Below are 22,707 nucleotides of genomic sequence, written 5' to 3'. Positions count from 1 at the left end.
GAGGAACTCTACCGAATTGCCGGCCGCACGCTGCATCACGAGCAGATTCTGTAACCACTCCGAGGCCAACGTCGTGGCATTGGCCGTGGAGTGCTCGCCGCTCTTGTAGAGCCAGTGCGCGGCGATCCCGGACTCGGCCATGCGCTGCATGTCCTCGGTGCGGATCTGGATCTCGATATGGATGCCCTGCGGGCCGATGAGGACCGTGTGGAGAGACTGATAGCCGTTTGCCTTGGGGATGGCGATGTAGTCCTTGAAGCGCCCCGGCATCGGCTTGTAGAGATTGTGGACCAGCCCGAGCACCCGATAACAGGTGTCGACCCGATCCACCGTGACCCGGAAGGCGAAGACGTCCACGACCTCCGAGAAGGCTCGGCGCTTCTCGCGCATCTTGCGATAGATGCCGTAGAGATGCTTGCGTCGGCCCTCGACCTCCCCGTGGATGTCCTCCTGGTGCAGGGCCTGTTTGAGTGCCGCCTCCACGGTACTCACCATCTCGACACGCGCGCCGCAGGTCCTCTGCAAGGCACGCTGGATGACATGCCGACGCCAAGGCCAATGATGCAGGAAACCCAGCTCTTCCAGCTCGACCCGGACGCGGTTGATGCCGAGACGGTTGGCGATGGGGGCGAAGATGTCGAGCGTCTCGCGCGAGATCCGTCGGCAGGCATCCGGGTGCATAGACCCGAGCGTGCGCATGTTGTGGAGACGATCGGCGAGCTTGATCAGGATGACGCGGATATCGCGCGTCATCGCGAGCAGCATCTTCTGCAGGCTCGCCGCCTGGGCCTCGGCGCGCGACTCGAACTCGATCTGCGAGAGCTTGCTCACCCCGTCGACGAGATCCGCGATCTCTTCGTCGAAGACCTCCGCGACCTGCGCCTTGTCCACCGGAGTATCCTCGATGACATCGTGAAGCAGCGCCGCGATCAAGCACTTATAGTCCATGTGCATCTCGGCGAGGATGCGCGCGACCGCGACCGGGTGGTAGATGTAGGGCTCGCCTGATTTGCGACTCTGACCCTCGTGCGCCTCGGCGCCGAACAGATAAGCCCGATAGAACTCGCTGACCTGCTCGGGCGGGAGATAGGTCTCGAGGTAGGCGCAGAGGTCGCTGATCAAATAACGGGCCACGGGCGCACGGTCGGAGACCTCCGCAGAGGGTTGATTCGGTTGCTCGGAGGCCGGGGCTACGGCTGGGAGGAAGGCGGTTTGCATGGATCCGGCATCGAACGGGCTCATGACGAGGGACGCTCGGCCGGAGCGTTGGCCCATGTCGGGCCAACCACCGCGGTCGTTCGTCGATCCTCGTCGAGCCGCATACCCGACCTACTCGCGCGGATCGCCCTTGGGCTCCGCCTCGCCGAGCTCGGAGGCAAGCTCCTCGGCGAGTGCCTGTTCCAAGGCAGCCGTGGTCTCGTCGATCTCGCGCTGCGCGGCCTGCACCATCGCTGTGGAAATGTGGCCCGCGGCGATCTCGCGCAGCGCCATCACGGTGGGCTTGTCGTTGGCCCAAGGCAGGATCGGCTCGACGCCGTTCGCCAGCTGACGGGCACGCTTGGTTGCGAGCAGCACCAGGTCGAAGCGGTTGTCGACGTGATTGAGGCAATCCTCAACGGTAATTCTGGCCATGCGAAATCATCTCCATCGGGGTCTCGAAAATCCGGGGGCGCCGGCGCACAGGGCCGGGGAATGCGACGGACGCGGGTGCGAGGACTCGTCTTTTTCGGCAGGCGGACGGGCTCGCCGTTCATGCCCCTCCGAGCCGACCGCCCACGCGGCAGCCTTGTGCTAAGAGCCTAACATACATGGCGAAGCAGCAGCGAGCGGCGCCGCGCCCGCTTCAGGTCAGGGCATCGAGCAGGAACCCCAGCCGCGGCCGCTGCCGCTCGCAACGCTGCCGCTCGGCGACGACGATGGCCGCGAGCGCATCCAGGGCCGTGTCGAACACGTCGTTGACGACCAGATAGGCATATTCCTCGACATGCGCCATCTCGTCGCGCGCCTGCGCCATCCGATCCGCGATGACCGCTTCGCTGTCGGTGCCCCGACCGCGTAACCGACGCTCGAGCTCATCGATCGACGGCGGCAGGACGAAGATCCCGACGGCCGAGACGAAGCGCTCGCGCACCTGACGCGCCCCCTGCCAGTCGATCTCCAGGATCAGATCCTGCCCGGCGGCGAGCGCGGCACGCACGTCGACCTCGCGGGTCCCGTAGAGGTTGCCGAAGACCTCCGCATGCTCCAGAAAATCACCTGCGGAGACCGACTGCCGAAACCGCGCCTGATCGATGAAGTGATAGTGGACGCCGTCCTGCTCGCCGGCGCGGGGCGCGCGCGTGGTGCAGGAGACCGACAGCGAAAGGCCCGGATCACGCGCCAAGAGCGCCTTGACCAAGGAGGTCTTCCCGGCGCCCGACGGGGCCGAGACGATAAAGAGGATGCCTTCGCTCATGGATGCGCTCGACTGTTTGAAAAGGGGTTTTCCTGCCGATGCCGGGCTGCCGAGACATTCGGCACGACACCGAGGGTCAAGACGAGGCTCGCGATCTGGTGGCCTGCACGCGACCGTCCACCGGATAAGGATCCGCAGAATATCGCGCCTGCGCCGGGCGCGCACGCGGGTCGAACGCGGAGTAGCGACCGCCGCGGGCGGCCTCAGAATGCTCAGTGCACCCGATACACCCAGCCGGCGATGCGCCCGCCATCGGCACTGGAGCGGCTGTTCGGCTCGACATCCAGCAGCGTGTAGCGGCCATTGATCTCGAACATCTGGATGCGTCGTGCGAAGGCCTGCGGATTCTCCCACGGCCTGTTGTCGTAGTTCTCCTCGGCCAGCGCGACCAGGCCCTGCTCGCGGTCCACGGCGACGACCACGGCGACGTGTCCGGCACGCCACTCCGAATCCTCGCGATCGGCCAGATACACCACCAGGTCGCCGCGCTCGGGCGGGCGATGCGCGGTGCCGTTGAGCGAGCGCCCCAGCGGCACGATCGCGCCGGTGCGCGGGTCGGTCGCCTCGGTCAGGTAGAGGATGTCGTGGGCCGTGTCGACGTCGCCAAAGGTCAGGGAGCGGTTCTTCATCCACCAGAGCCGCGCGTACCCGACACATTGGTAGGTGATGCCGACATACTGCTTCGAGCTGTCGGGCGGCGAGTCCCGCAACACCGCGATCTCGCCGCTCTCCAGATCAAGGAAGCTTCGCTCGGGCTGCACGCAGGTCGAGACACAATTCGAGCGGGCCGCGGCGCCGTCGGCGACCCCGAGCACCTGGCCGAAGGGGGTCTCGCACGGACCCTGACACGCACGGCGGCTCTCGGCGATCAGGCGAGGCCATTCGAGGGGTCCGAAGGCCGGCGGTGGTGGCGGCAGGCCGGCGCCGTCAGTGTGCAGCAGCTCGGGCAGGGCCGGCGGGGCATCGGCCGACAGGGGTGCGATCGGGAGCGCCAACAGCAGGAGCGCGGCGATCGGCCCGATGCGCGCGAGGGCGCCGGGGTATCGGAATGCGGGATTTCCGTCGGGAGTCATCGCTTCTCTCGCCGTCAGGTAAGGGTTTCGGTTCCGACCCGCCGCGGCGCGGGCGATCTTCGCCACGACAAACCGCAAAGGGTCTGGAGCCATTCCGGGAAATGATCGTGCGTGTTGATTTGGCTCAGTGCAACCCTCGATGCGGCGAGAATTATTAGTTTTTCTTAATATGCTTATACACGGGCATTGATCAAAAACATCGGGAGGTGCGCCATGTCTCGAGCTCGCTCTATCGCCTTGATGACCGCGTGCGTGCTTCTGAGCGGATTCGGCACGACGGGCTGGACCTACGATGCAAATCTCGCCGGCAGCTACGCCAAACTCTTCGCGCCGGCGCAAGGCGCACAGGCCGGCAAGGGGCTGCACTGTATCAAGTCCGAAGCCTTGATGAATAAGATCAAGCGGGGCGAGCCGGTGGCCACAATCGATGTCCGCACCCCGGCGGAGGCCAAGGTGTTCAGCACCGTGCTACCGGACAATCTGAGCATTCCGCTCAATGAACTCTTTCTCCCCGCAAATCTTGAACGGATTCCGACGGATCGCACGGTCGTGGTTATCTGCAAATCCGGGATTCGGGCCGCCGCAGCGGGCACGGCGTTGCGCCATATCGGTTTCGATCAGGTCTTCATCCAGGAAGGCGGGTTCAAGGCGCTGATCGATTATCTCGACCCGATGACCGCCAATAGCCCTCCCACCGAGGAGTTGTCCAACAAGTAATCTCGGGGTTCGATCGTGCGAGCGGAGCGAGCCACGATCGAACCTTCTTCGTTGGGCTGACTCCGGTCGCTCGGGGCACCCTGAAAGCCGCGCCCGCCGCAGTAGAGCCGGCCGTTCTCATCGTCGTCGTCGCGCATGATGGCGGCCGTGAGGATACCGCCGCCCGGAGCACACACTCCGAAGCCGATCAGGCTGTCGCCGACGATGCCGCCCGAAGAGGACGCCGCCCTCTCGCACATCAGGGCGCCCGGGAGAATACTCGCGACCAGGCGTCCTTCATGGACACCACAACCCAGTCGTTCTCGGGGGCAAGATCCAGTGCGGTATCGAGCTTGCCGATGTGGCTCTCCCTGTCGTGTGCGTACTCACGTTCCCCGTCGGTGTGATGGAGGATCAGCCCGAGTCTTGGGCCGGGCCCCGCGGTGGTCCACTGCAGCATCTGCAGATCACCGTCCGAGTTGCCGAAGGCCAGAATCGGGCGGCGACCGATGTGGCGCTGGTGACATCGGTCACAAACGCGGTAATGGACTCTTTCGCCGGCCCATCCCTCCGAGACGGCAGGGGGTCAGGCTCCGCCGAAGCCGTCGCGACCCAAACGAACAGCAAAATCGCTAAGATGGTCGTCTTGTATCGCATATGGTGGGATCCGAATGATTGCCTGAAAACAGGCGATTGGGCGCGCACGAAATTCAACCTGGATACCGAGCCTCAGAATCTCCAGGTTCCGCCCAGCAGAGGCCCACTGAAAGCAATGTTGTCCAATGCGGAATCGGAGCCGAATTCCCAGCCAATATGGCGATAGAGCAGGGTGACGTCTCCCCAGTCAAACGCGTAGCCCAGACCACTTGCGACCTGCCAGGTCAAATCGGACTCACCGGCTCCGACGTCGAAGTAATACGGCAAATACCAAGGTTCATCCAGGAGCACTCGGCCCTTGACACCCACGACACCATCCCAAGTCACCTGCGTGGCGATGATCCCGGATGTTACTGCGTATTGAGCGGCTGCAAGATCGAGGTCAAAGTCAAGCTCCAGATCCAGGTAACGCGCCCCCAGAATCAGGTCGAGGTTCGCGCGTTCGGTGCGAACAAGATTGAATGCACCGCTCAGGTTGAAAACCCATCCCGTTGTCGCCACGCCCGCCGCGACATTCACGTTGCCGGTCGCACCCGACGCCAGACGGACAGGGACCTCCCCGCTCTCGTTTGCACGGACGTCGAGGTAGACCAGATCCGCCCCGAAGGACCAGCGATCGCGGCGCGCCTCGAAGGCGCCCATGAAGGCCATATCGAGATTGCTGATGAGCGTGTCGAAGCCGACGTCGACCTCGGCTCCGCTGGCCGTTTCGCCCTGAATACCGGCGCCCCATAGGTAGAGCGTCGCCCCATAGTGCCAATCACCGCTCGCGTCGGCAGCGAGACTCCCGAGCGGTGCGACCAAGAGAGCCGGCAAGGCCACCACGGATCCCATCGCGTACACCTTGGCGTCAGCGCGTCTGATCATAATCCTGTCCCTCTTTGTGCGCTTGAGATGCCGGATGCGGCTGCCCGGCAGTTATACCGAGCACGCGTGGATTTTTCGGCGAATTGCATGCCCCGCGTGTCAACACTGCGATCGGGTTCACCGTGTAAAGCTCGCGTTTTTTCTTCTCCGATCGAGATACGAGGCAGGATAAGGACGAGGCGCGTTCGCGCCCCGTCCCGCCTCTCGATAGCGAATCGGCAACCAGTGGCGATTTAGTTGCCAGGTCGGGTCAATGCCTCGAGCTGCTTCAGCGACTCCATCGCCCCAACCTTCTCGAGGGTTTGGTAGCCGATATTGCCTGCGGAGAGACTGGAACCCGGCTGGAACGGGTAGTCCGGGATGGTCATGAAGAAGTTTTTGATGACCTCCTGCATCGGAACCATGACCCACATGTTGTCGGCGTACCAGCGCACGTACATCAAGGAGTGATGCGGCATCATCTCGTAGGGATCTTCATGAAGGTTCACGATCAAAGGCCAATTGGTCGCTTTACGGACTCCGAGCGCGATATTGCCGTCGACACCCGCAAAGTTGACCTTCCACGGACCGTAGCGGACGGCATTCAGCTCGCCGCCTTGGCCGAAATACAGAAACGATTTGCGTGGACTTTCCTCCGCCTCGCCCTTGAAGAACGGCAGGAAGTTGTGGCCGTCGAGGTGCACACGCCAGTCCTTGCCGTTTGCCGAATACCCCTGTTTCATCTCGTCCACCAGGTCCGGCTCGCCGACCGCGGCCATCAGGGTCGGGATCCAGTCCTCGTGGGACATCAGCTCATTGAACTTGGTACCGGGCTTTACAGTGCCGGGCCAGCGAACCATGGCGGGGACCCGCATACCGCCTTCCCACGTCGTGCCCTTCTCCCCGTAAAACGGCGTAATGCCGCCGTCGGGCCAGGTCACGGTCTCGGCGCCGTTGTCGGTGGAGTAGATCACGATCGTGTTGTCCAACACGCCCAAGTCTTCGAGCTTCTTCAGGATCTGACCCACATGCTCGTCGTGCTCGACCATACCGTCGGGGTAGATGCCCACGCCGGTCCTTCCCTCGGATTCGGGCTTCAGGCGGGTCCAGACGTGCATGCGGGTGGTGGTGATCCAGGTAAAGAAGGGTTTGTCGTCCGCGTGGGCGCGATCGATGAAATCCAGTGCCTTGCCGACGATGACATCGTCGGCGGTTTCCATGCGCTCGCGGGTGAGCGGGCCGGTGTCTTCGATGCGGCCATCGGCAAACGAGTGAAGCACACCGCGCGGCCCGAAGCGCTTGTGGAACTCGGGATCCTTCGGGTAGTGGTAAGTCTCGGGCTCCTCTTCGGCGTTGAGGTGGTAGAGGTTGCCGTAGAACTCGTCGAAACCGTGGACGGTCGGCAGGTGCTTATCGCGGTCGCCGAGGTGGTTCTTGCCGAACTGACCGGTGGCGTACCCCTTGTCCTTCAACAGGTCGCCCAGGGTCGGCGCCCAGTCGGGGATGCCATGCTCGGAGCCGGGCATACCGATGGTGAGAAGGCCCGTGCGGAAGGGGTGCTGCCCGAGTATGAAGGCGGCACGCCCGGCCGTGCAGCTCTGCTGGGCGTAATAGTGCGTAAACATCCCGCCTTCGTTGGCAATACGGTCGATGTTGGGCGTTTCGTAGCCCATGACGCCGTGGTTGTAGGCGCTGATATTGTGCACGCCGATGTCGTCGCCCCAGATAACGACAACATTAGGTTTCGCCGCGTCCTCGGCAGAGACCGGCGCAACCAGGGCCAGGCTGCCGCCGAGGGCGAGCAAAGCCAGCCCCAGCGATGCGCCCATGCGACCCGGGGAACAAGCACCGCGACGGTCCTGTTCTTTGGATATCAACTGAATCATTTTTCCAGCCTCCTCGAAATCAGTAGGTGTTTTTTCGGATCTCTCACGAGTTCTTGTCTTGATCCTCATCATGACCGGTCGGATCCGCCGGTTCGCCGAGCAACAGCGCAAGGTAGGGCGAGCAATTCACAAGGCGTGCTCCTCGCGCCGCAGCCCGTCTCAGGAGGTCCAGTGCAGATGCGTCCGCCTGTCGCAAATCGGCGAGATCCACGGTCAGCAGCCCCGCCGACGGCTCGACGCAAACGCGCTCCAGCTCCGCGATACCGTCGGCCTCCAGCCAACCGTCGACCTTGACGAGGGTTCCCCCCGGGGCATCCAGACGTGTAATCCGAAAGGTCATGTCGTGTGATAGAGCAGAATCCGATCCAATCCTGAGACGATGACTCGACATTTCATCAAGATACTGAATCAATTAGTAATTTCAGGATCTTAACGACCGAGCATTCGGAGACAAGGAGGTTTCTCGTTGCCGAGAGCGACGACATGCAGTGGTTTCTCTCACGAAATCTCGTCAATTTCGAAATACCGTGGTTCGGGAAAATGCGGGTACACTTACGGTACATCCGAAGCATCTTTATCAGTGATGTCTATCCCTCCCGCAGCAAATCGCGATCGAGATGCCGATACTTCGCCGGATGCCCCGAGCAACGCGACCGGCTTCGAAGATCTCCTCGCAGATCTGACGGCGTCGTTCGTCAACGTGGAGCCGGAGGCACTTGACGACCTGATCGTGGATGCCCTGCGACGTATCGTGCAATTCCTCGGGGTCGACCGCAGCACGCTAGGCCGTTATGAACACAACTCCGGACAGCTCATGACGACGCACTCCTGGGCGGTGCCGGGCATCGAGCCGGTGCCATCGCCGATTGCCGAGTCCCGCTTTCCCTATCTGGCCCCGCGGATGCGCTCCGGCAGCGCAGTGGTCTTTAACCGGATTACCGACCTTCCGCCCGAGGCGGCCGCCGACGCGTCGGCCCTGAGCAAACTCGGGCTTCGCTCCATGGCCACCTTTCCGCTGTCGGCGACCGGCGGCCCGCTCGGCTGGCTGTCGTTCGGGGCAATCCGCCGGACACACGTCTGGACCGAGCCCGAAGTCCGACGCCTGCGCCTGCTCGCCGGGGTCTTTGCAAATGCAATGCTGCGAAGGCGCAAAGAGGTGGAGCTCAAGGCCGCGCTCGCAGAGAACCTGGCGCTGCGCGAGCGGGTGGAAGCGGAGAACGCGGTGTGGCGAGAAGAGGTGCTGCATTGCCGCGAATTCGACGAGCTGGTCGGGGAAAGCCCGGCCCTGAAGCGGGTACTGCTTCGGTTGGAGCAAGTCGCCCCCACCGACAGCACGGTCCTGGTGCTGGGCGAGACCGGCACCGGCAAGGACTTGATCGCGACCGCTATCCACAAACGCAGCCGCAGGGCCGAGCGCCCACTTATCCGGGTCAATTGCGCGGCCTTGCCGGCCACACTCATCGAGAGCGAGCTGTTCGGCCACGAGAAGGGCGGGTTCACCGGCGCCATCGCCCGCAAGGTCGGCCGTTTCGAGGTTGCCGACGGCGGCACCTTGGTTCTGGACGAGATCGGCGAGCTGCCCCTGGAGCTGCAGGCGAAGCTCCTGCGTGTCTTGCAGAGCGGCGAGTTCGAACGGCTGGGCTCGACGACGACGCGGCACAGTGACGCTCGGTTGATTGCTTCGACCAATCGTGATCTCGAGACCATGTCGCGAGAAGGAACCTTCCGTGCCGACCTCTACTATCGTCTCGGCGTCTTCCCCATCACGCTGCCGCCGCTGCGCGAGCGCCGAGAGGACATCGCCCTGCTTGCGGCCTATTTTGTCGAGAAGCTCCGGGCCAAACTGGGCCGCCAGGTGACCCGCATCCCGGATCATGCCGTCGCCGATTTGATGGCTTACGATTGGCCGGGCAACGTGCGGGAGCTGGAGAACATCGTCGAGCGCTCCCTCATCCTCTCGTCGGGCTCGACCCTGTCGGTCGAACGCCTCCCCGGCGCCCACGGGGTGAGGCCCATGCAGGGCGCGGCGCCGAGTCCCGGGACTGCGGACGACAACCGCACGCTGCAGCAAGTGGAGCGCGACCACATCCTGGCGGTGTGCGAGCGCTGCGGCTGGCGCATCAATGGTACGGGCAATGCCGCGGAGCGCTTGGGGATTAATCCCAACACGCTGCGCTCGAGGATGCTGAAGCTGGGTATCCTGCGGCCCGCCACGTCACACGAAGGGAGAAGTCGTTCCGGGCGCCGCCTTACGTGACCGGCGGGGCACCGATCTTGGACCTCGCGATCCCGGCGCTCGTCTGGCTGCTGATGCTGGTCGTTGGGCTAGAGCTCGTCCCGGGTGATTTTCGCCGGGTTCTGATCTATCCGCGAGCGGTCGGCATCGCCACCTTGGGCCAGCTCCTGCTGCTTCCCGCATGTGCCGCCCTGCTGATTTGGGCAGCACGGCCGGAGCCCTGGATCGTCGCCGGGATGATCCTGCTCGCCGCGAGCCCGGGCGGGGCTATCTCCAACCTCTACAGCTATCTCGGCAGGGGCAACGTCGCCCTGTCGGTCACCCTGACCGCCTTGTCCACCCTCCTCGCCTTGGGGACCATGCCTGCTCTGACCGCCGCCGGATTGGCGCTGTTCCTCCAGGAATCGCATCGTCTCGTGATTCCGGCGGGTCGCATGATCGGTCAGCTGACTCTGATGATGCTCCTTCCCTTGACGCTCGGCATGGCCTTGCGCGCGTGGAGGCCGGCCGGTGTCGCCGCAGCACGTCAACCCTTGCGGATCTTGAGTCTCGTCGGCCTTGCCTGCCTGGTAGGCATCATTCTGATCGACCAGCGCGAGGGTCTAACGGCGGCTGTACGCGCGGCCCTTCCGACCGCCCTGCCCTTCTGCATCATCACGATGGCGGCTGGCTTCATCGTGGGGTGGGTGGCGCGCCTTTCGAGCGAGGACCGCTTCACGCTGCTGATCGAATTCAGCACCCGCAATCTCGGATTGGTCGCCATCATGGGCGCCCTGATCATGGGTCAGGTCAAGCTGGTGCTGTTCGCGACCCTGGTCTTCCTGATCGAGCTGCCCATCGTCTTGATCTTGATCGCGATACGCTCGCATTTGGCCGGAGATCCAAACAAGACTCTCGCTTGACGGTCTCTTGTTCTGCGCCCCCTGAGAAGCACGCGGAAACGCCCCGTCATTCCAGATTCTGCACCTGCTCGCGCATCTGCTCGATCAGGACCTTCATCTCGACCGCCTCGCGGGTGACCTCGACATCGGCGGACTTGGAGCCGAGGGTGTTGGCCTCGCGGTTGAGCTCCTGCATGAGAAAATCCAGGCGGCGCCCGACCGGCTCGCGGCGTTTGAGCACGTCCCGGACCTCGGCGACGTGGGCCTCGAGACGATCCATCTCCTCGTCCACATCCAGTCGTGCCGCGACCAGGGCGATCTCCTGCTCCAAGCGCGCGGGATCCAGCTCGGCGCGCAGCTCGGCGAGGCGATCGGCGAGGCGTCGGCGCACGCTCGTCATCACCTCGGGCATCCGGGCACGCACGCGCACCACGCTCTCCTGCAGGCGATCGCAGCGATCGACCAGCAGTCGCTCGAGACGCTCGCCCTCGCGCTCGCGGGTCGCGAGGAGGGTGTCGATGGCGGTTTCGAGCAGATCCAGCGCGGCGGCCGTCACCTCGTCCAGATCGCGGTCCTGCTCTTGGAGCACGCCGGGCCAGCGCAGCAGCTCGAAGGGCGAGGGCTCGACACCGCGGCCGATGATGGCGCCGACCTCTTGTCCTGCCGCCAGGAGCTGCTCGACGAAGGCCCGGTTGACCCGCAGACTTCCGGTGAGTCCGACGGCCGGGACGTAGCGCAGGTTGCAGTCGAGCTTGCCGCGTTGGACACGGGCGGACAGGCGGGTGCGCACGCTGGTTTCCAGCGCGCGCAGCTCCTCGGGCAACCGCAGGTGCGGTTCGAGATAGCGGTGGTTGACGGCCCGCAGCTCCCACGTCAGCTCGCCGAAATCGCCGGAGCGCAACTCGCGCGCGAAGGCCGTCATACTTTTGATCATGGGGTCGTCCCTTGGGTGATGGGGTGGTGTGGGGGTGACGATGTGGGCGTCGGCGCTCGGGCGCATCGAGCGGCAGCGAGACCGAGTGCGCAACCCTCTGCATGGGTTCGGAGTCGGGGGTTCCATTATCCGGGTCGACCTGTCCGACGCAACGGAGAAACGCACGATGCCGCCCGTCAGTCCCGGTCCGAGCGCGTCGGGTTGCGCGTGCGCCTTGTTCGGAGTCTGCCGGGCTCCGGGCGAGCCCGGGCGGGATCCCGTCGGGAATCGACCGCCCCTGCCCGTCGATCGATTGCCTTGTTTCGCGCGCGGGCGCAGGATTCCGTCCCGGGCGGCTGACGCCCCCGCGGCCGGCTGCGTGCCGCCGAACATCGAACGGAGACCGACAGAGACCATCATGGCCGTCGCCCGAGACAGCCTTCCCGCCGGCACCTTGCTGGGGCCGTACCGGGTCGTGAAGACCATCGCGCAGGGCGGGTTCAGTCTCATCTACCTCGCCTACGACGAGGACTCGGGCGAAGAGGTCGTCATCAAGGAATACATGCCCAAGAAGATCGCGCGGCGCGACAGCGCCAGGCGCGTGATGGCGAGCGAGCCGCAGCTTGCCGAGAATCTTCATCAAGGACGCAAGTTGTTCTTTCAGGAGGCCAAGGCCCTTGCCGCGCTGAAACATCCCTCGATCGTTCGGGTGTTGGATTTCTTTCTCGCCAACGATACGGGCTATCTGGTCATGCCCAACGAGCGGGGACGCAACCTGGGAGCCTATGTCGCGGACCGTCGCGGCGGACTCAGTACGACCTTCATCCTCGATGTCTTCATCCCCGTTCTGGATGCCTTGTCGCTGCTGCATCGACGCTCCATGGTCCATCTGGACGTAAAACCCGGCAACATCCATCTGCGACACGGCAATCGGCCCATGCTGCTCGACCTCGGTGCCGTACACCCCTTGGCGAAGGGACGCGCGCGCGGCGGACAGGTCATCACGGCCGGTTATTCCCCGATCGAACAGTACATACGCGACGGTCACATCGGACCCTGGACCGATGTCTACGCGGTCGGAGCCAGCATCCGCGCCTGCATTGAAGGGCGCACCCCGCCCCCCGCACCCGCACGCAAGCAGGAGGACACCCTGATTCCGGCTACGGTGGAGCTTAAAACCCGGTATCCTTTCCCCCTGCTCAGGCTGGTCGATTGGTCGATGTCGCTGGAGGTCGGCGACCGTCCACAGGATGCCGGAGAGCTCCTCGCGGCGGTGCTCGAGGAGGTGGCCCGGAGCCCGGACAGGGTTGCGGGCATACCGTCGAGCGCATCCGAATAGTCCCGCCACGCCACACCCTTTCCGGTTTCGAGATCGAGCATCGCTATGACAGACACCTCTGCAAACGCCTCTGTGCGACCCTCCGGACGCCGCCCCGACGAGCTGCGCCCGATTCGCCTGACCCGCGGCTTCACCCGCCACGCGGAAGGCTCCGTATTGGTCGAGTTCGGCGAGACGCGCGTGCTCTGCACGGCGAGCGTCGAGTCGCAGGTTCCGCCCTTCCTGAAGGGTCAGGGCAAGGGCTGGGTGACCGCCGAATACGGGATGCTCCCGCGCGCGACCGATACGCGCAGTCCGCGCGAGGCGGCTCGAGGCAAACAGGGCGGCCGCACGCTCGAGATCCAGCGCCTGATCGGTCGGTCGCTGCGCGCGGCGATGGATCTAAACGCACTCGGCGAGCGCTCGATCACGCTCGACTGCGATGTCCTGCAAGCCGACGGGGGGACCCGCACAGCCTCCATCACCGGCGCCTGGGTCGCCTTGCGCGACGCGATCGACGGGCTTCTGGCGCGCGGAGAGATCACGACCGATCCGTTGCACACGCAGATCGCCGCCGTCTCCGTCGGCATCGTGCAGGGTGTGGCCGTTCTCGACCTGGATTACGCCGAGGACGCGACGGCAGAGACCGACATGAATCTGGTGATGGACGGCGAAGGCCGCTTTGTCGAGGTGCAGGGGACCGCCGAGGGCGTGCCCTTCAGCCGCGCCGAGCTCGACGCACTCATCGCGATCGGGGCCGCCGGTATTCGCGAGATCCAGACCGCTCAGCGCGCCGCACTGGAAGGCGCATGACAGGGGTGCTCGCACCCGATCAGCAGACAAGGAGAAAGGCATGAGTATCCCGCACGCCGGCGAGGCCCTCGTCCTCGCCAGCAACAACCCCGGAAAGGCCCGAGAGATCAACCAACTGCTGCTGAGCGCCCGCATCAAGGCGGTTCCTCAAGGCGATTTTGCCGTGCCGGAGGTCGCCGAGACCGGGCTGACCTTCGTGGAGAACGCCATCCTCAAGGCACGCCACGCCGCACGCTACAGCGATCTTCCGGCCCTTGCCGACGATTCCGGCCTGGAAGTGGACGCACTCGCCGGTGCGCCCGGCATCTATTCCGCGCGCTACGCCGGTCCCGGGGCATCCGATACGGCCAATCTGCAAAAGCTGCTGGCCGACTTGGAGGGGGTGGAAGAGTCCAAACGCACCGCGCGATTCCAGTGTGTTCTGGTCTATCTGCGCCATCCTGCCGACCCGACACCGCTCATCTGCCAGGGCACCTGGGAGGGCTCGATCCTGACCGCCCCGCGCGGGGAGCACGGCTTCGGGTATGACCCGATCTTCTGGGTGCCGACGCACGGGTGCAGCTCCGCGGAGCTGGACCCGGAGACCAAGAACCGCCTGAGCCACCGGGGTCAGGCCCTGCGTGCGCTGCAGGCCCTGTTGGAGTCGGCGGGCGCCGACCTCTGACGGGACCGGACGATGGAAACGCTCGGGGCGATCGGCGACGACGGCATCCAGACACGTCTGGGCGAGGTGCAGGACCGCATCCGCGCGGCGGCCGAGCGCGCGCAGCGCCCGCCTGACAGCGTCGCGCTGCTCGCCGTGAGCAAGACCCACGGCGCCGAGTCCGTCCATGCGGCCTATACGGCCGGTCAACGGGCATTCGGCGAGAGCTATGTCCAGGAGGCGATCGAAAAGATCGCACTGCTCGCCGATCTGACGGATATCGAGTGGCACTTCATCGGCCGGATCCAGGCCAACAAGACCCGCCAGATCGCGGCCCACTTCGGTTGGGTCCACGGTCTGTCAGATCCGGTCCACGCCCGTCGCCTGAGCGAGCAACGTCCGAGCGGCCTGCCCCCGCTCAAGGTCTGCATCCAGGTCAACGTCAGCGACGAGGTATCCAAAGGCGGTGTGGAGCCGGACGCGGTCGCGGCCCTGATTGCCGCCTGCGAGGCCCTGCCCGGCTTGGATGTTCGCGGACTCATGACGCTCCCGGCACCCGCCGAAGACGAAGAGGCTCAGCGCGCGCCCTTTCGCGCCCTGCGTCTCCTGCGCGATCGGCTGGCCACCCCGAGCCGCCCGCTCGACTGTCTGTCGATGGGCATGTCCGACGACCTGGAGGCGGCGATCCTCGAAGGCGCAACCCTGGTTCGGGTGGGGACGGCAGTCTTCGGGCCGCGGCCGTATAATGCCGGCTAAACCGCGTCCAGAGCGAGATGATTACTTTCGCGTGCGTTCGACGTTTGGTGCATCCACGGCCCTTAGCGTGGACGCGGTTTAGAATCGTTTATTTTTTAATACCTTAAACCGCGCCGACTCCGACAATGATCGGAGCCGGCGCGGCCAAGCGAATCCAAGAAACGACGCATACCGCACCGGGCGCGGTTTAACCTCCGATCTCTTGTAGGGCTCGACATGACGACAACCAGGATTGCCTTTATCGGTGGCGGCAACATGGCCACCAGCCTGATCGCCGGCCTCGTTGCCGACGGCTATGCGCCGGACTCGCTCCAGGTGGCCGACCCCAACCCGGATCGTCGCGAGATGCTGCAAACCCGCTACGGGGTGCGGGTCTTCGACGACAATCGGGAGGCACTGGCCGAGGCCGATACACTGGTGCTCTGCGTCAAACCGCAGCTCGCAGCGCAGGTCTGCTCCGAGATCGCCGATGCCGCGTCGGCACGTGCCCCGCTCGTGCTCTCCATCATGGCAGGCGTCCCCGAGCAGGCGATTCAGCGCTGGCTCGGGGGCACCCTGGCGATCGTGCGGGCCATGCCCAACACACCCGCGATGGTGCAGACGGGCGCCATCGGGCTGCATGCCAATCCGGAGGTCGGCGAGGAGGGCCGTAACCGTGCCGAGACCATTCTGCGCGCCGTCGGCCTGACCCGCTGGGTCGAGACCGAGGCCCAGATCGACGCGGTGACCGCACTCTCGGGGAGCGGTCCGGCCTACTTTTTCCTCTTCATGGAGGCGCTGGAGGAGGCCGGCATCTCGCTCGGGCTGGACGCCGAGACCGCCCGGCTCCTGACCATCCAGACCGCACTGGGCGCGGCCAAGATGGCGGTGGAGAGCGAGGATACGCCCGGACAGCTGCGCGAGCGTGTCACCTCGCCCGGCGGCACGACCGAACGTGCGCTCGAGCACCTGCTCAAGGCCGATCTGCACGCACTGATGAAGCGCGCCGCGCACGCCGCACATGATCGTGCGGTCGAGATCTCACGGAGCCTATCGGAGCAAGCATGAGCGCGTCCTATCTGACCAACCCGGCCGTCTTCCTGATCCAGACCCTGTTCGGGCTCTATATCACCCTGGTGGCGATCCGCTTCCTGCTGCAATGGGCGCGGGCCGATTTCTACAACCCGATCTCGCAGTTCGTGGTCAAGCTGACCTCGCCCGTGCTGCGCCCTCTGCGTCAGGTGATTCCCGGCTATGCGGGCATGGATCTGGCCGCCTTGGTGCTGGCCTGGCTGCTCAAGTCCGTCGAGCTGGGGCTGCTCGTGGCGGTGCTGGGGCTGAACGCACCTTGGTTCGGCGCCTTCGGGTGGGCCGTACCCGCGGTCGTCGAGCTCTTCATCAACATCTTTTTGTTCGGGATCCTGATTCGGGTCATCCTGAGCTGGGTCAATCCGGATCCTTACAACCCGGCTGTCGCACTGCTGACACGCCTCACGGATCCGATCATGCGCCCGGCGCAGCGGATGATTCAGCCCATCGGCGGGATCGACCTCTCGCCCATGGCGGTGATCATCGGTTTGATTCTGCTCGAGATGCTGCTGATCCCGCCGCTGAAGTGGCTGGTCGGCAGCCCGTTCTGAAGCCGCGCTCGAGCACGGCGCCGGCAAGCAGCTTGGATGCCGTGTTCTGGTATCGATGGGACGGCGAGGACTTGGAGCTGACGCTGCGCGTAAAGCCGCGCGCACCCAAGGACGCCTTCATCGGGCCGGAGGTCGATCACTATCGGGTCGCCATCAAGGCACCCCCGGTCGAGGGCAAGGGCAATCTGGCGCTGCGGAAATTCATCGCCGATGCCTTCGGCGTCGCGCCGTCCAAGGTGTCCGTCATCGGCGGCGAGCAGTCGCGACACAAGCGTCTGCGGATTCAGGCGCCGCGGAGCTTCCCGATCCCGGTTGAACCGCGCTCGTAGTGACATGCCTTGTCGCACCGGATGCTCGGTGCTGCAGCAAATCTGTCGCCGCGGCGCTGGCGTGGTTTAGAGATTTTTCTCAACTTCTGAACCGCGTCTACTGGAACGGTCGTTGATTCATGTGCGTCCGAGCCCACGTGTCGAGAACGCATCTCGCAACGGACGCGGTTCATCTTATCCGCCGAACGAGGTTTACCATGATCATTGAACGGTCCCTTGGAATTGTGATTGCCGCCGGTTTGCTCGCCGCCCAAAGTGCTTGGGCCGAAGGCCCGATCACGGCAGGCGACTACAGCATCTACGCCAACGCCATGACGGCCGAGACGCTCAACCCCGAGATCGCGAATCTCTACCGGATCCAGCGCAGCAAGCTCAACGGCGTGCTGACTGTCTCGGTCGTCAAGCCGCACCCGGACGGGACGCGTGAAAACGTACCGGCGCAGGTCGAGGCCACCGCACGCACCGGCGACGGCCCCGCGGGCATGATCCCCATGCGCGAGATCCGCGTCGGGGATGGCGTGTCCTATGTCGGCCAGTTTCCGATTGCAGATCTCCAGATCGTAGATTTCCAGATCCAGGTGACCCCGCCCGGTGGCCAACCCACGGCGATCGAGCTGCAGCAGCAGTTCTTCACCGATTAAACCGCGTCTTCTTGCAACAGGCGAGGTTCAGCTTGAGTCGAACGCATGTGGCCGCCAACAGACCTTTCAGCTGACGCGGTTTAAGATAATAAATTTTTTAAATACTTAAATCGCGCTAGCTCCGGCGTTCCCGGTGCGCACGACCCCGATCCATCTGATAACGGGGGATATCACTGAAGAGCGCGATTTAACGGAGCTGCCAGAGGGCGTAGAGGCCGAAGCCGATGACCAGAAGCCCGGCGACTTGCTTGACCCATGCGCGCTCGGAGATCCGTGCCGCGGCGCCCGCCAGCAGGCCGATGCCGAGCAGGTTCGGGAGCGTTCCGGCGCCGAAGGCCAGCATGACGAGCGCCCCGTCCAGGACGCTTCCGGTGGCAACCGCCGTGATGAGGACGCTGTAGACGAGACCGCAGGGGATCCAGGCCCAGAGGTAGCCCAGTGCCGCAGCCTGCATGGGATTGCGGACCGGCAGGACGCGTCGACCCAGTGGTTCAAGACGCCTCCAAAGCACGGCTCCCGCGCGCTCGACCACGGCGATCAGACGCCACCAGCCGCCGAGATAGAGCCCGAGCAGGATCATCACGACCCCGGCGAAGCCGTAAAGAACACGCTGCATGACCTGAAAGGCGTCGAGCTGAAGCAGCAGGGCGCCGAGTCCGCCGAACAGCGCACCCGCGGTGGCGTAGCCGGCGATGCGCGCCAGGTTGTAGGTCACCTGATAGGGCAGCATCAGCCAGGGGTCGCGACGGATCCGCGGATCCAGACCCAAAGTCAAAGAGCCCACCAGGCCGCCGCACATGGACAGACAATGGACTCCGCCCAGCAGGCCGACCAGAAAGGCGGTGAGGTAGATTCCAAACGGGGTCGTCATCATGCGCGGTGCCTCGTCCGATAGAGAGCAGTTAGCGGTCGGTTTTCAGCAATCAGCTCACCGGTTCGAAAGGAACCCCGTATGAAAGATTACCAACACGAATTCCTGGCCTTCGCCGCCGAGATCGGCGCATTGCGCTTCGGCGACTTCACGCTCAAGTCCGGACGCCAGAGTCCCTACTTCTTCAACGCCGGGCTCTTCAACACGGGCGAGCGCCTATCCCGGCTCGGGAGCGCCTACGCCCGCTGCATCCTGGATGCCGCCCCGGCCTTCGACGTGCTCTTCGGGCCGGCCTACAAGGGCATCCCGCTGGCGGCGGCGACCAGCATAGCGCTCGCCGCGCAATCCGGCCGCGACACGGCCTACGCCTTCAATCGCAAGGAGGTCAAAGATCACGGCGAGGGCGGTCTGATCGTCGGCAGTCCTTTGGCCGGGCGTATCCTCATCATCGACGACGTCATCACCGCGGGCACCTCGGTGCGTGAATCGGTACAGATCATCCGCGATGCCGGGGCCGAGCCGGCGGGCGTGGTGATCGCACTTGATCGGCAGGAGCAAGGCCAGGACGGACGCTCGGCCGTCGCCGAGGTCACCGCGACCTTCGGCATCCCGGTCTACAGCATCGTCAGCCTGAACGACCTGATCGTCTACCTCGAAGAAGAGCCGCAGCTCGACACCTTCGCCGAGGCCGTGCGCGCTTATCGGGCTCGCTACGGGGTCTAGGCGTTTCCCCGCTCAGCGGCTGCGGATGAGGGTCCCGACGCCTTCGTCCGTAAAGAGATCCAGCATGACCGCATGCTCCACCCGCCCGTCGATGATGTGCGCGGACTTCACACCGCCGTGCACCGCATCGAGTGCGCACTGCACCTTCGGCAGCATACCGCCCGCGATCACGCCATCTTTGATCAGGGCGTGGACTCGGCCGACATCCAACTCGGCGATCAGGTTGCCTTCGGCATCGAGCAGACCGGTCGTATTGGTCAGGAGCAGGAGCTTCTCGGCCTTCAGCACCTCGGCGATCTTGCCCGCGACCAGATCGGCATTGATATTATAGGAGCGACCGTCTTCGCCGACCCCGATCGGCGCGATGACCGGGATGAAATCGCCTTTGACCAGCATGTGAACGACGGCGGCATCCACGCTCTCGACCTCGCCGACATGACCGATATCGATGATCTCGGGCTCGGTCAGCTCGGGAGCATCGCGTCTCAGAAGAAGTTTGCGTGCCCGGATCAAGTCGCCGTCCTTGCCGGTCAAACCGACCGCCGAGCCTCCGTGCCGATTGATGAAGTTGACGATCTCTTTGTTCACCAGTCCGCCGAGGACCATCTCGACCACGTCCATGGTCTCGGCATCCGTGACCCGCATCCCCTGCACGAACTCGCTGACCTTGCCGAGACGTTTGAGGAGAGAACCGATCTGCGGCCCGCCGCCGTGGACGATCACCGGGTTGATCCCGACCATCTTCATGAGGACGACATCGCGCGCGAAGCCCTGCTTCAGGGTCTCGTCCACCATGGCGTTGCCGCCGTATTTGATCACGATGGTCTTCCCGCGGAAGCGCCGGATATAAGGCAGCGCCTCGATCAGGACATGGGCGATGGTGTGGGCACGTTCGTTGAGGATGGACATGGCTTGGTGTTGCTCGGGTTGGAATGGGTCGGATTAGGTCAGAAGGGCAGCGCGAGCCCGGGCGCGGCCTCGGCCATGAGCAGACGAAACCGCTCCTGCATCGCCCGAAGCGCAGCCGGGTCGTCGCCTTCGAAGCGAAAGATCAGCTTGGGCAAGGTGTTCGAGGCGCGCACCAGGCCCCAGGCGGCCGGACCGTCGAGCCGCAGACCATCGATGGTCTGCACCGTCAAATCCTCGATGCGATCGGCCAGCAGAATCACCCGCGCCATGATCCGCTCGGCATCGCCCTCGGGCAACGGCAAGGGCAGCTCGGGTGTAGCGAGGCCGCCGGGAAAGGCGCGGAAGATCGCGTCCGTCGGGCGCGCATCGCGCGACAGGACCTCCAGGAGCCGAGCCCCGGCATAGAGTGCGTCGTCGAAGCCGAGCCAGCGCTCCTTGAGCATGATGTGCCCGCTGAGCTCGCCGGCAAGCTGCGCGTCGGATACGCGCAGTCGGGCCTTCAGCGGTGCGTGACCCGAGCGCCACGGCACCGGGCGACCGCCCGCGCGACGGATCACCTCGGCGAGATGCCCGGTGCATTTGACGTCGAAGACAACCTCGCTCCCCGGATGCCGGGCCAGGACGTCGACGGCGAGACACATGAGGACCCGGTCGGCCGCGATGAAGCCGCCCGCCGCATCGATCACGCCCAAGCGATCGCCGTCGCCGTCGAAGCCGAGACCCAGATCGGCCCCCTCCTCGACCACCCGCTCCGAGAGTGCCCGGAGACACTCGGGGCGGGCCGGGTCCGGAACCCGCTCGCCCATCCCGGCGGCCGGGTCGCAGTCGAGCACGATCACCTCGCAACCGAGCGCGCGAAAAACGGCCGGCGCGAGCGCCGAAACGGTGGCGTTGCCGCAGTCCAGCACAACCCGCATGGGCCGGGCGAGGCGGATGTCGCGGACGATGCGCTCGCGGTAGCGCTGGGAGATATCGCGCTCCACAAGACCACCGGCCCCGTTGGTCAGGTCGCCCTCCAGGATGCGTCGCCGCAGGTCCCGAATCGTCGCCGCATCCGCGCTCACGCCGCCGAAGACGACCTTGACCCCGTTGTAATCGGGCGGGTTGTGGCTGGCGGTGACGATCGCCCCGGCGAGGGGACCGGCCTCGCAGCAGGCGAAATAGACCAGGGGCGTCGGGGCGATGCCGAGATCGACGACATCGACCCCGGCGGCGCGGATCCCGGCGATCAGGGCTCCGGCCAAGGTTGGACTGGATGGGCGGCAGTCACGTCCGACCATGACCGTGCGATCGCCGCGCGCCGTCGCCTCGCTCCCGATGGCGCGGCCGATCACCTGCATGATCTCGGGTGTCAGCTGGTGGTCGAGGATGCCGCGGATGTCGTAGGCGCGGAAGATCTCGGGCGGCGGAGCTTCTGTGACCTCGGCCATGGGCAACGGCGCGTCAGTGCTGGCCCGTGTGTCCGAAACCGCCGCTGCCGCGCGCGGACGCGTCGAAGTCATCGACGATCCTCAACTCGGCCTGCAGGACCGGAACCAATACGAGCTGGGCGATCCGCTCGCCGATCTCGATCCGGAAGGGCGCCGTCCCGCGGTTCCAGCAGGAGACCATGAGCGGTCCCTGATAGTCCGAGTCGATCAGCCCGACCAGATTGCCGAGCACGATGCCGTGGCGATGGCCGAGACCCGAGCGCGGCAGGATGAGACCCGCGACGTTGCGCTCGGCAATGTGGACGGCCATGCCGGTCGGAAGCAGCTCGGCCGCGCCGGGCGCAAGGTCGAGCGGGGCTTGGAGCATGGCACGCAGATCGAGCCCGGCCGAGCCTTCGGTAGCATAGGCCGGCAAGGGAAAATCGCGGCCCAGGCGCGGGTCCAGGATCTTGACCTCAAGAGGGTGCAGCATGGCGTTCGGCATAGCGTTCCGCGAGGAGCATGGCCAGCTCGCGCGCGAGCTCGACCTTAGACATCATGGGCAGCGCGCGCTGCCCCCCGTTCCAGAGCACCAAGAGTGCATTCTCGTCGCGCTCGAAGCCGCCCGAGTCGCCCCCGACCTGATTCGCCGCGATCATGTCCAGCCGCTTGTCCTTGAGCTTGCCGCGGGCGTACTGCTCGACATCATTCGTCTCGGCCGCGAAGCCCAAGGTAAAGGGCGGCTTCGGCTGGGCCGCAACCTCGGCCAGGATATCCGGGTTGCGCACCAGCCGGATCTCCAGCGCCTCGGCGGACTTCTTGATCTTGCTGTCCGCAGGCTCGGCGGGCCGGTAGTCCGCCACCGCCGCGGTGGCGACGAAGATGTCGCAGTCGCGGCTGCGCGCCGTCACGGCGGCATGCATCTCCAGGGCCGTCTCGACCCTGACCAGCTCGGCGACGACGGGCGGCGCCAAGGCGCTCGGGCCGCTGACCAGGACCACGCGGGCACCCAGATCGGTCAGCGCAGCCGCCA

General features: G+C 65.1%; 26 protein-coding genes. 12 read left to right on the top strand and 14 right to left on the bottom strand.

Features of this window, described 5'->3' with window-relative positions; translation table 11 throughout:
• The 4 genes from VLR48_RS19480 to VLR48_RS19465 form a co-directional block, all read right to left on the bottom strand.
• Positions 1-1,242, bottom strand: a 1,242-nt coding sequence (locus VLR48_RS19480; RefSeq protein WP_325293371.1) for a RelA/SpoT family protein, incomplete at its 3' end; no start/stop codon positions are given.
• Between the two features lie 87 nt (positions 1,243-1,329).
• Positions 1,330-1,632 carry a DNA-directed RNA polymerase subunit omega gene (rpoZ, locus tag VLR48_RS19475; RefSeq protein WP_007193609.1) on the bottom strand — a complete coding sequence of 101 codons (303 nt, stop codon included), beginning with the start codon at positions 1,630-1,632 and terminating at the stop codon, positions 1,330-1,332.
• Between the two features lie 211 nt (positions 1,633-1,843).
• The gene (gene gmk, locus VLR48_RS19470) at positions 1,844-2,455 is read right to left on the bottom strand and encodes a guanylate kinase (protein ID WP_325293370.1); all 612 of its coding nucleotides are present in this window, start codon (positions 2,453-2,455) and stop codon (positions 1,844-1,846) included.
• A 212-nt stretch (positions 2,456-2,667) separates the two neighbouring features.
• Complete coding sequence (locus VLR48_RS19465; protein ID WP_325293369.1) at positions 2,668-3,528, bottom strand: CHAP domain-containing protein; 861 nt, start codon at positions 3,526-3,528, stop codon at positions 2,668-2,670.
• Between the two features lie 213 nt (positions 3,529-3,741).
• Between VLR48_RS19465 and VLR48_RS19460 the strand changes: the two genes are divergently transcribed.
• Positions 3,742-4,245 (top strand): rhodanese-like domain-containing protein, encoded by a 504-nt coding sequence (locus VLR48_RS19460; RefSeq protein ID WP_325293368.1) that lies wholly within the window; start codon positions 3,742-3,744, stop codon positions 4,243-4,245.
• A gap of 238 nt (positions 4,246-4,483) precedes the next feature.
• Here VLR48_RS19460 and VLR48_RS19455 read toward each other — a convergent pair whose 3' ends face one another.
• From VLR48_RS19455 to VLR48_RS19440, 4 genes are all read right to left on the bottom strand, one after another.
• A complete protein-coding gene (locus tag VLR48_RS19455) occupies positions 4,484-4,684 on the bottom strand; it encodes a hypothetical protein (protein ID WP_325293367.1) in 201 nt (66 codons plus the stop codon).
• Positions 4,685-4,953: 269 nt separating this feature from the next.
• Positions 4,954-5,748 carry a hypothetical protein gene (locus VLR48_RS19450; protein WP_325293366.1) on the bottom strand — a complete coding sequence of 265 codons (795 nt, stop codon included), beginning with the start codon at positions 5,746-5,748 and terminating at the stop codon, positions 4,954-4,956.
• A 233-nt stretch (positions 5,749-5,981) separates the two neighbouring features.
• The gene (locus VLR48_RS19445; RefSeq protein ID WP_325293365.1) at positions 5,982-7,613 is read right to left on the bottom strand and encodes an arylsulfatase; all 1,632 of its coding nucleotides are present in this window, start codon (positions 7,611-7,613) and stop codon (positions 5,982-5,984) included.
• A gap of 43 nt (positions 7,614-7,656) precedes the next feature.
• Positions 7,657-7,953, bottom strand: a complete 297-nt coding sequence (locus tag VLR48_RS19440) for a hypothetical protein (protein ID WP_325293364.1) — start codon at positions 7,951-7,953, stop codon at positions 7,657-7,659.
• A 243-nt stretch (positions 7,954-8,196) separates the two neighbouring features.
• Between VLR48_RS19440 and VLR48_RS19435 the strand changes: the two genes are divergently transcribed.
• Together VLR48_RS19435 and VLR48_RS19430 are read left to right on the top strand one after the other, a co-directional pair.
• Entirely contained in the window at positions 8,197-9,870 is a 1,674-nt protein-coding gene (locus tag VLR48_RS19435) for a sigma 54-interacting transcriptional regulator (RefSeq protein ID WP_325293363.1), read from the top strand.
• A gap of 17 nt (positions 9,871-9,887) precedes the next feature.
• Positions 9,888-10,751, top strand: a complete 864-nt coding sequence (locus VLR48_RS19430; protein ID WP_325293362.1) for a bile acid:sodium symporter family protein — start codon at positions 9,888-9,890, stop codon at positions 10,749-10,751.
• Positions 10,752-10,797: 46 nt separating this feature from the next.
• Here VLR48_RS19430 and VLR48_RS19425 read toward each other — a convergent pair whose 3' ends face one another.
• Positions 10,798-11,664 carry a YicC/YloC family endoribonuclease gene (locus VLR48_RS19425; RefSeq protein WP_325293361.1) on the bottom strand — a complete coding sequence of 289 codons (867 nt, stop codon included), beginning with the start codon at positions 11,662-11,664 and terminating at the stop codon, positions 10,798-10,800.
• A 397-nt stretch (positions 11,665-12,061) separates the two neighbouring features.
• On the opposite strand from VLR48_RS19425, the gene VLR48_RS19420 reads away from it, so the two are divergent.
• From VLR48_RS19420 to VLR48_RS19385, 8 genes are all read left to right on the top strand, one after another.
• Entirely contained in the window at positions 12,062-12,982 is a 921-nt protein-coding gene (locus VLR48_RS19420; protein ID WP_325293360.1) for a serine/threonine-protein kinase, read from the top strand.
• A gap of 72 nt (positions 12,983-13,054) precedes the next feature.
• A complete protein-coding gene (gene rph / locus VLR48_RS19415; RefSeq protein WP_093029899.1) occupies positions 13,055-13,774 on the top strand; it encodes a ribonuclease PH in 720 nt (239 codons plus the stop codon).
• 40 nt (positions 13,775-13,814) lie between these two features.
• The gene (rdgB, locus tag VLR48_RS19410) at positions 13,815-14,438 is read left to right on the top strand and encodes an RdgB/HAM1 family non-canonical purine NTP pyrophosphatase (protein ID WP_325293359.1); all 624 of its coding nucleotides are present in this window, start codon (positions 13,815-13,817) and stop codon (positions 14,436-14,438) included.
• A 12-nt stretch (positions 14,439-14,450) separates the two neighbouring features.
• Complete coding sequence (locus VLR48_RS19405; RefSeq protein ID WP_325293358.1) at positions 14,451-15,173, top strand: YggS family pyridoxal phosphate-dependent enzyme; 723 nt, start codon at positions 14,451-14,453, stop codon at positions 15,171-15,173.
• 216 nt (positions 15,174-15,389) lie between these two features.
• The gene (gene proC, locus VLR48_RS19400) at positions 15,390-16,220 is read left to right on the top strand and encodes a pyrroline-5-carboxylate reductase (RefSeq protein ID WP_325293357.1); all 831 of its coding nucleotides are present in this window, start codon (positions 15,390-15,392) and stop codon (positions 16,218-16,220) included.
• Positions 16,217-16,792 carry a YggT family protein gene (locus tag VLR48_RS19395; protein WP_325293356.1) on the top strand — a complete coding sequence of 192 codons (576 nt, stop codon included), beginning with the start codon at positions 16,217-16,219 and terminating at the stop codon, positions 16,790-16,792. Before proC ends, VLR48_RS19395 begins: the two co-directional genes overlap by 4 nt.
• 41 nt (positions 16,793-16,833) lie before the next feature.
• Positions 16,834-17,121 carry a DUF167 family protein gene (locus VLR48_RS19390; protein WP_325293355.1) on the top strand — a complete coding sequence of 96 codons (288 nt, stop codon included), beginning with the start codon at positions 16,834-16,836 and terminating at the stop codon, positions 17,119-17,121.
• Between the two features lie 197 nt (positions 17,122-17,318).
• The gene (locus VLR48_RS19385; RefSeq protein ID WP_325293354.1) at positions 17,319-17,762 is read left to right on the top strand and encodes a DUF4426 domain-containing protein; all 444 of its coding nucleotides are present in this window, start codon (positions 17,319-17,321) and stop codon (positions 17,760-17,762) included.
• A gap of 187 nt (positions 17,763-17,949) precedes the next feature.
• On the opposite strand, the gene VLR48_RS19380 is transcribed toward VLR48_RS19385, so the two are convergent.
• Positions 17,950-18,636 (bottom strand): sulfite exporter TauE/SafE family protein, encoded by a 687-nt coding sequence (locus VLR48_RS19380; RefSeq protein WP_325293353.1) that lies wholly within the window; start codon positions 18,634-18,636, stop codon positions 17,950-17,952.
• Between the two features lie 78 nt (positions 18,637-18,714).
• On the opposite strand from VLR48_RS19380, the gene pyrE reads away from it, so the two are divergent.
• Entirely contained in the window at positions 18,715-19,356 is a 642-nt protein-coding gene (gene pyrE / locus VLR48_RS19375; protein ID WP_325293352.1) for an orotate phosphoribosyltransferase, read from the top strand.
• A gap of 12 nt (positions 19,357-19,368) precedes the next feature.
• Here pyrE and argB read toward each other — a convergent pair whose 3' ends face one another.
• From argB to VLR48_RS19355, 4 genes are all read right to left on the bottom strand, one after another.
• Positions 19,369-20,265, bottom strand: coding sequence for an acetylglutamate kinase (gene argB, locus VLR48_RS19370; protein ID WP_325293351.1), 897 nt, complete (start codon positions 20,263-20,265; stop codon positions 19,369-19,371).
• A 38-nt stretch (positions 20,266-20,303) separates the two neighbouring features.
• Positions 20,304-21,695 carry a phosphomannomutase/phosphoglucomutase gene (locus VLR48_RS19365; protein ID WP_325293350.1) on the bottom strand — a complete coding sequence of 464 codons (1,392 nt, stop codon included), beginning with the start codon at positions 21,693-21,695 and terminating at the stop codon, positions 20,304-20,306.
• Between the two features lie 13 nt (positions 21,696-21,708).
• Positions 21,709-22,167, bottom strand: coding sequence for a dUTP diphosphatase (gene dut, locus VLR48_RS19360; protein ID WP_325293349.1), 459 nt, complete (start codon positions 22,165-22,167; stop codon positions 21,709-21,711).
• Positions 22,151-22,707 (bottom strand): phosphopantothenoylcysteine decarboxylase (locus VLR48_RS19355; RefSeq protein WP_325293348.1); only part of this gene is annotated, 557 nt, incomplete at its 5' end. The genes dut and VLR48_RS19355, both read right to left, overlap by 17 nt.

The organism is Thiocapsa sp. (genome assembly GCF_035467215.1).
GTDB lineage: Bacteria > Pseudomonadota > Gammaproteobacteria > Chromatiales > Chromatiaceae > Thiocapsa.
The sequence above is the reverse complement of the archived record's forward strand: the minus strand, read 5'-3'. Positions and strand labels throughout refer to the sequence as shown.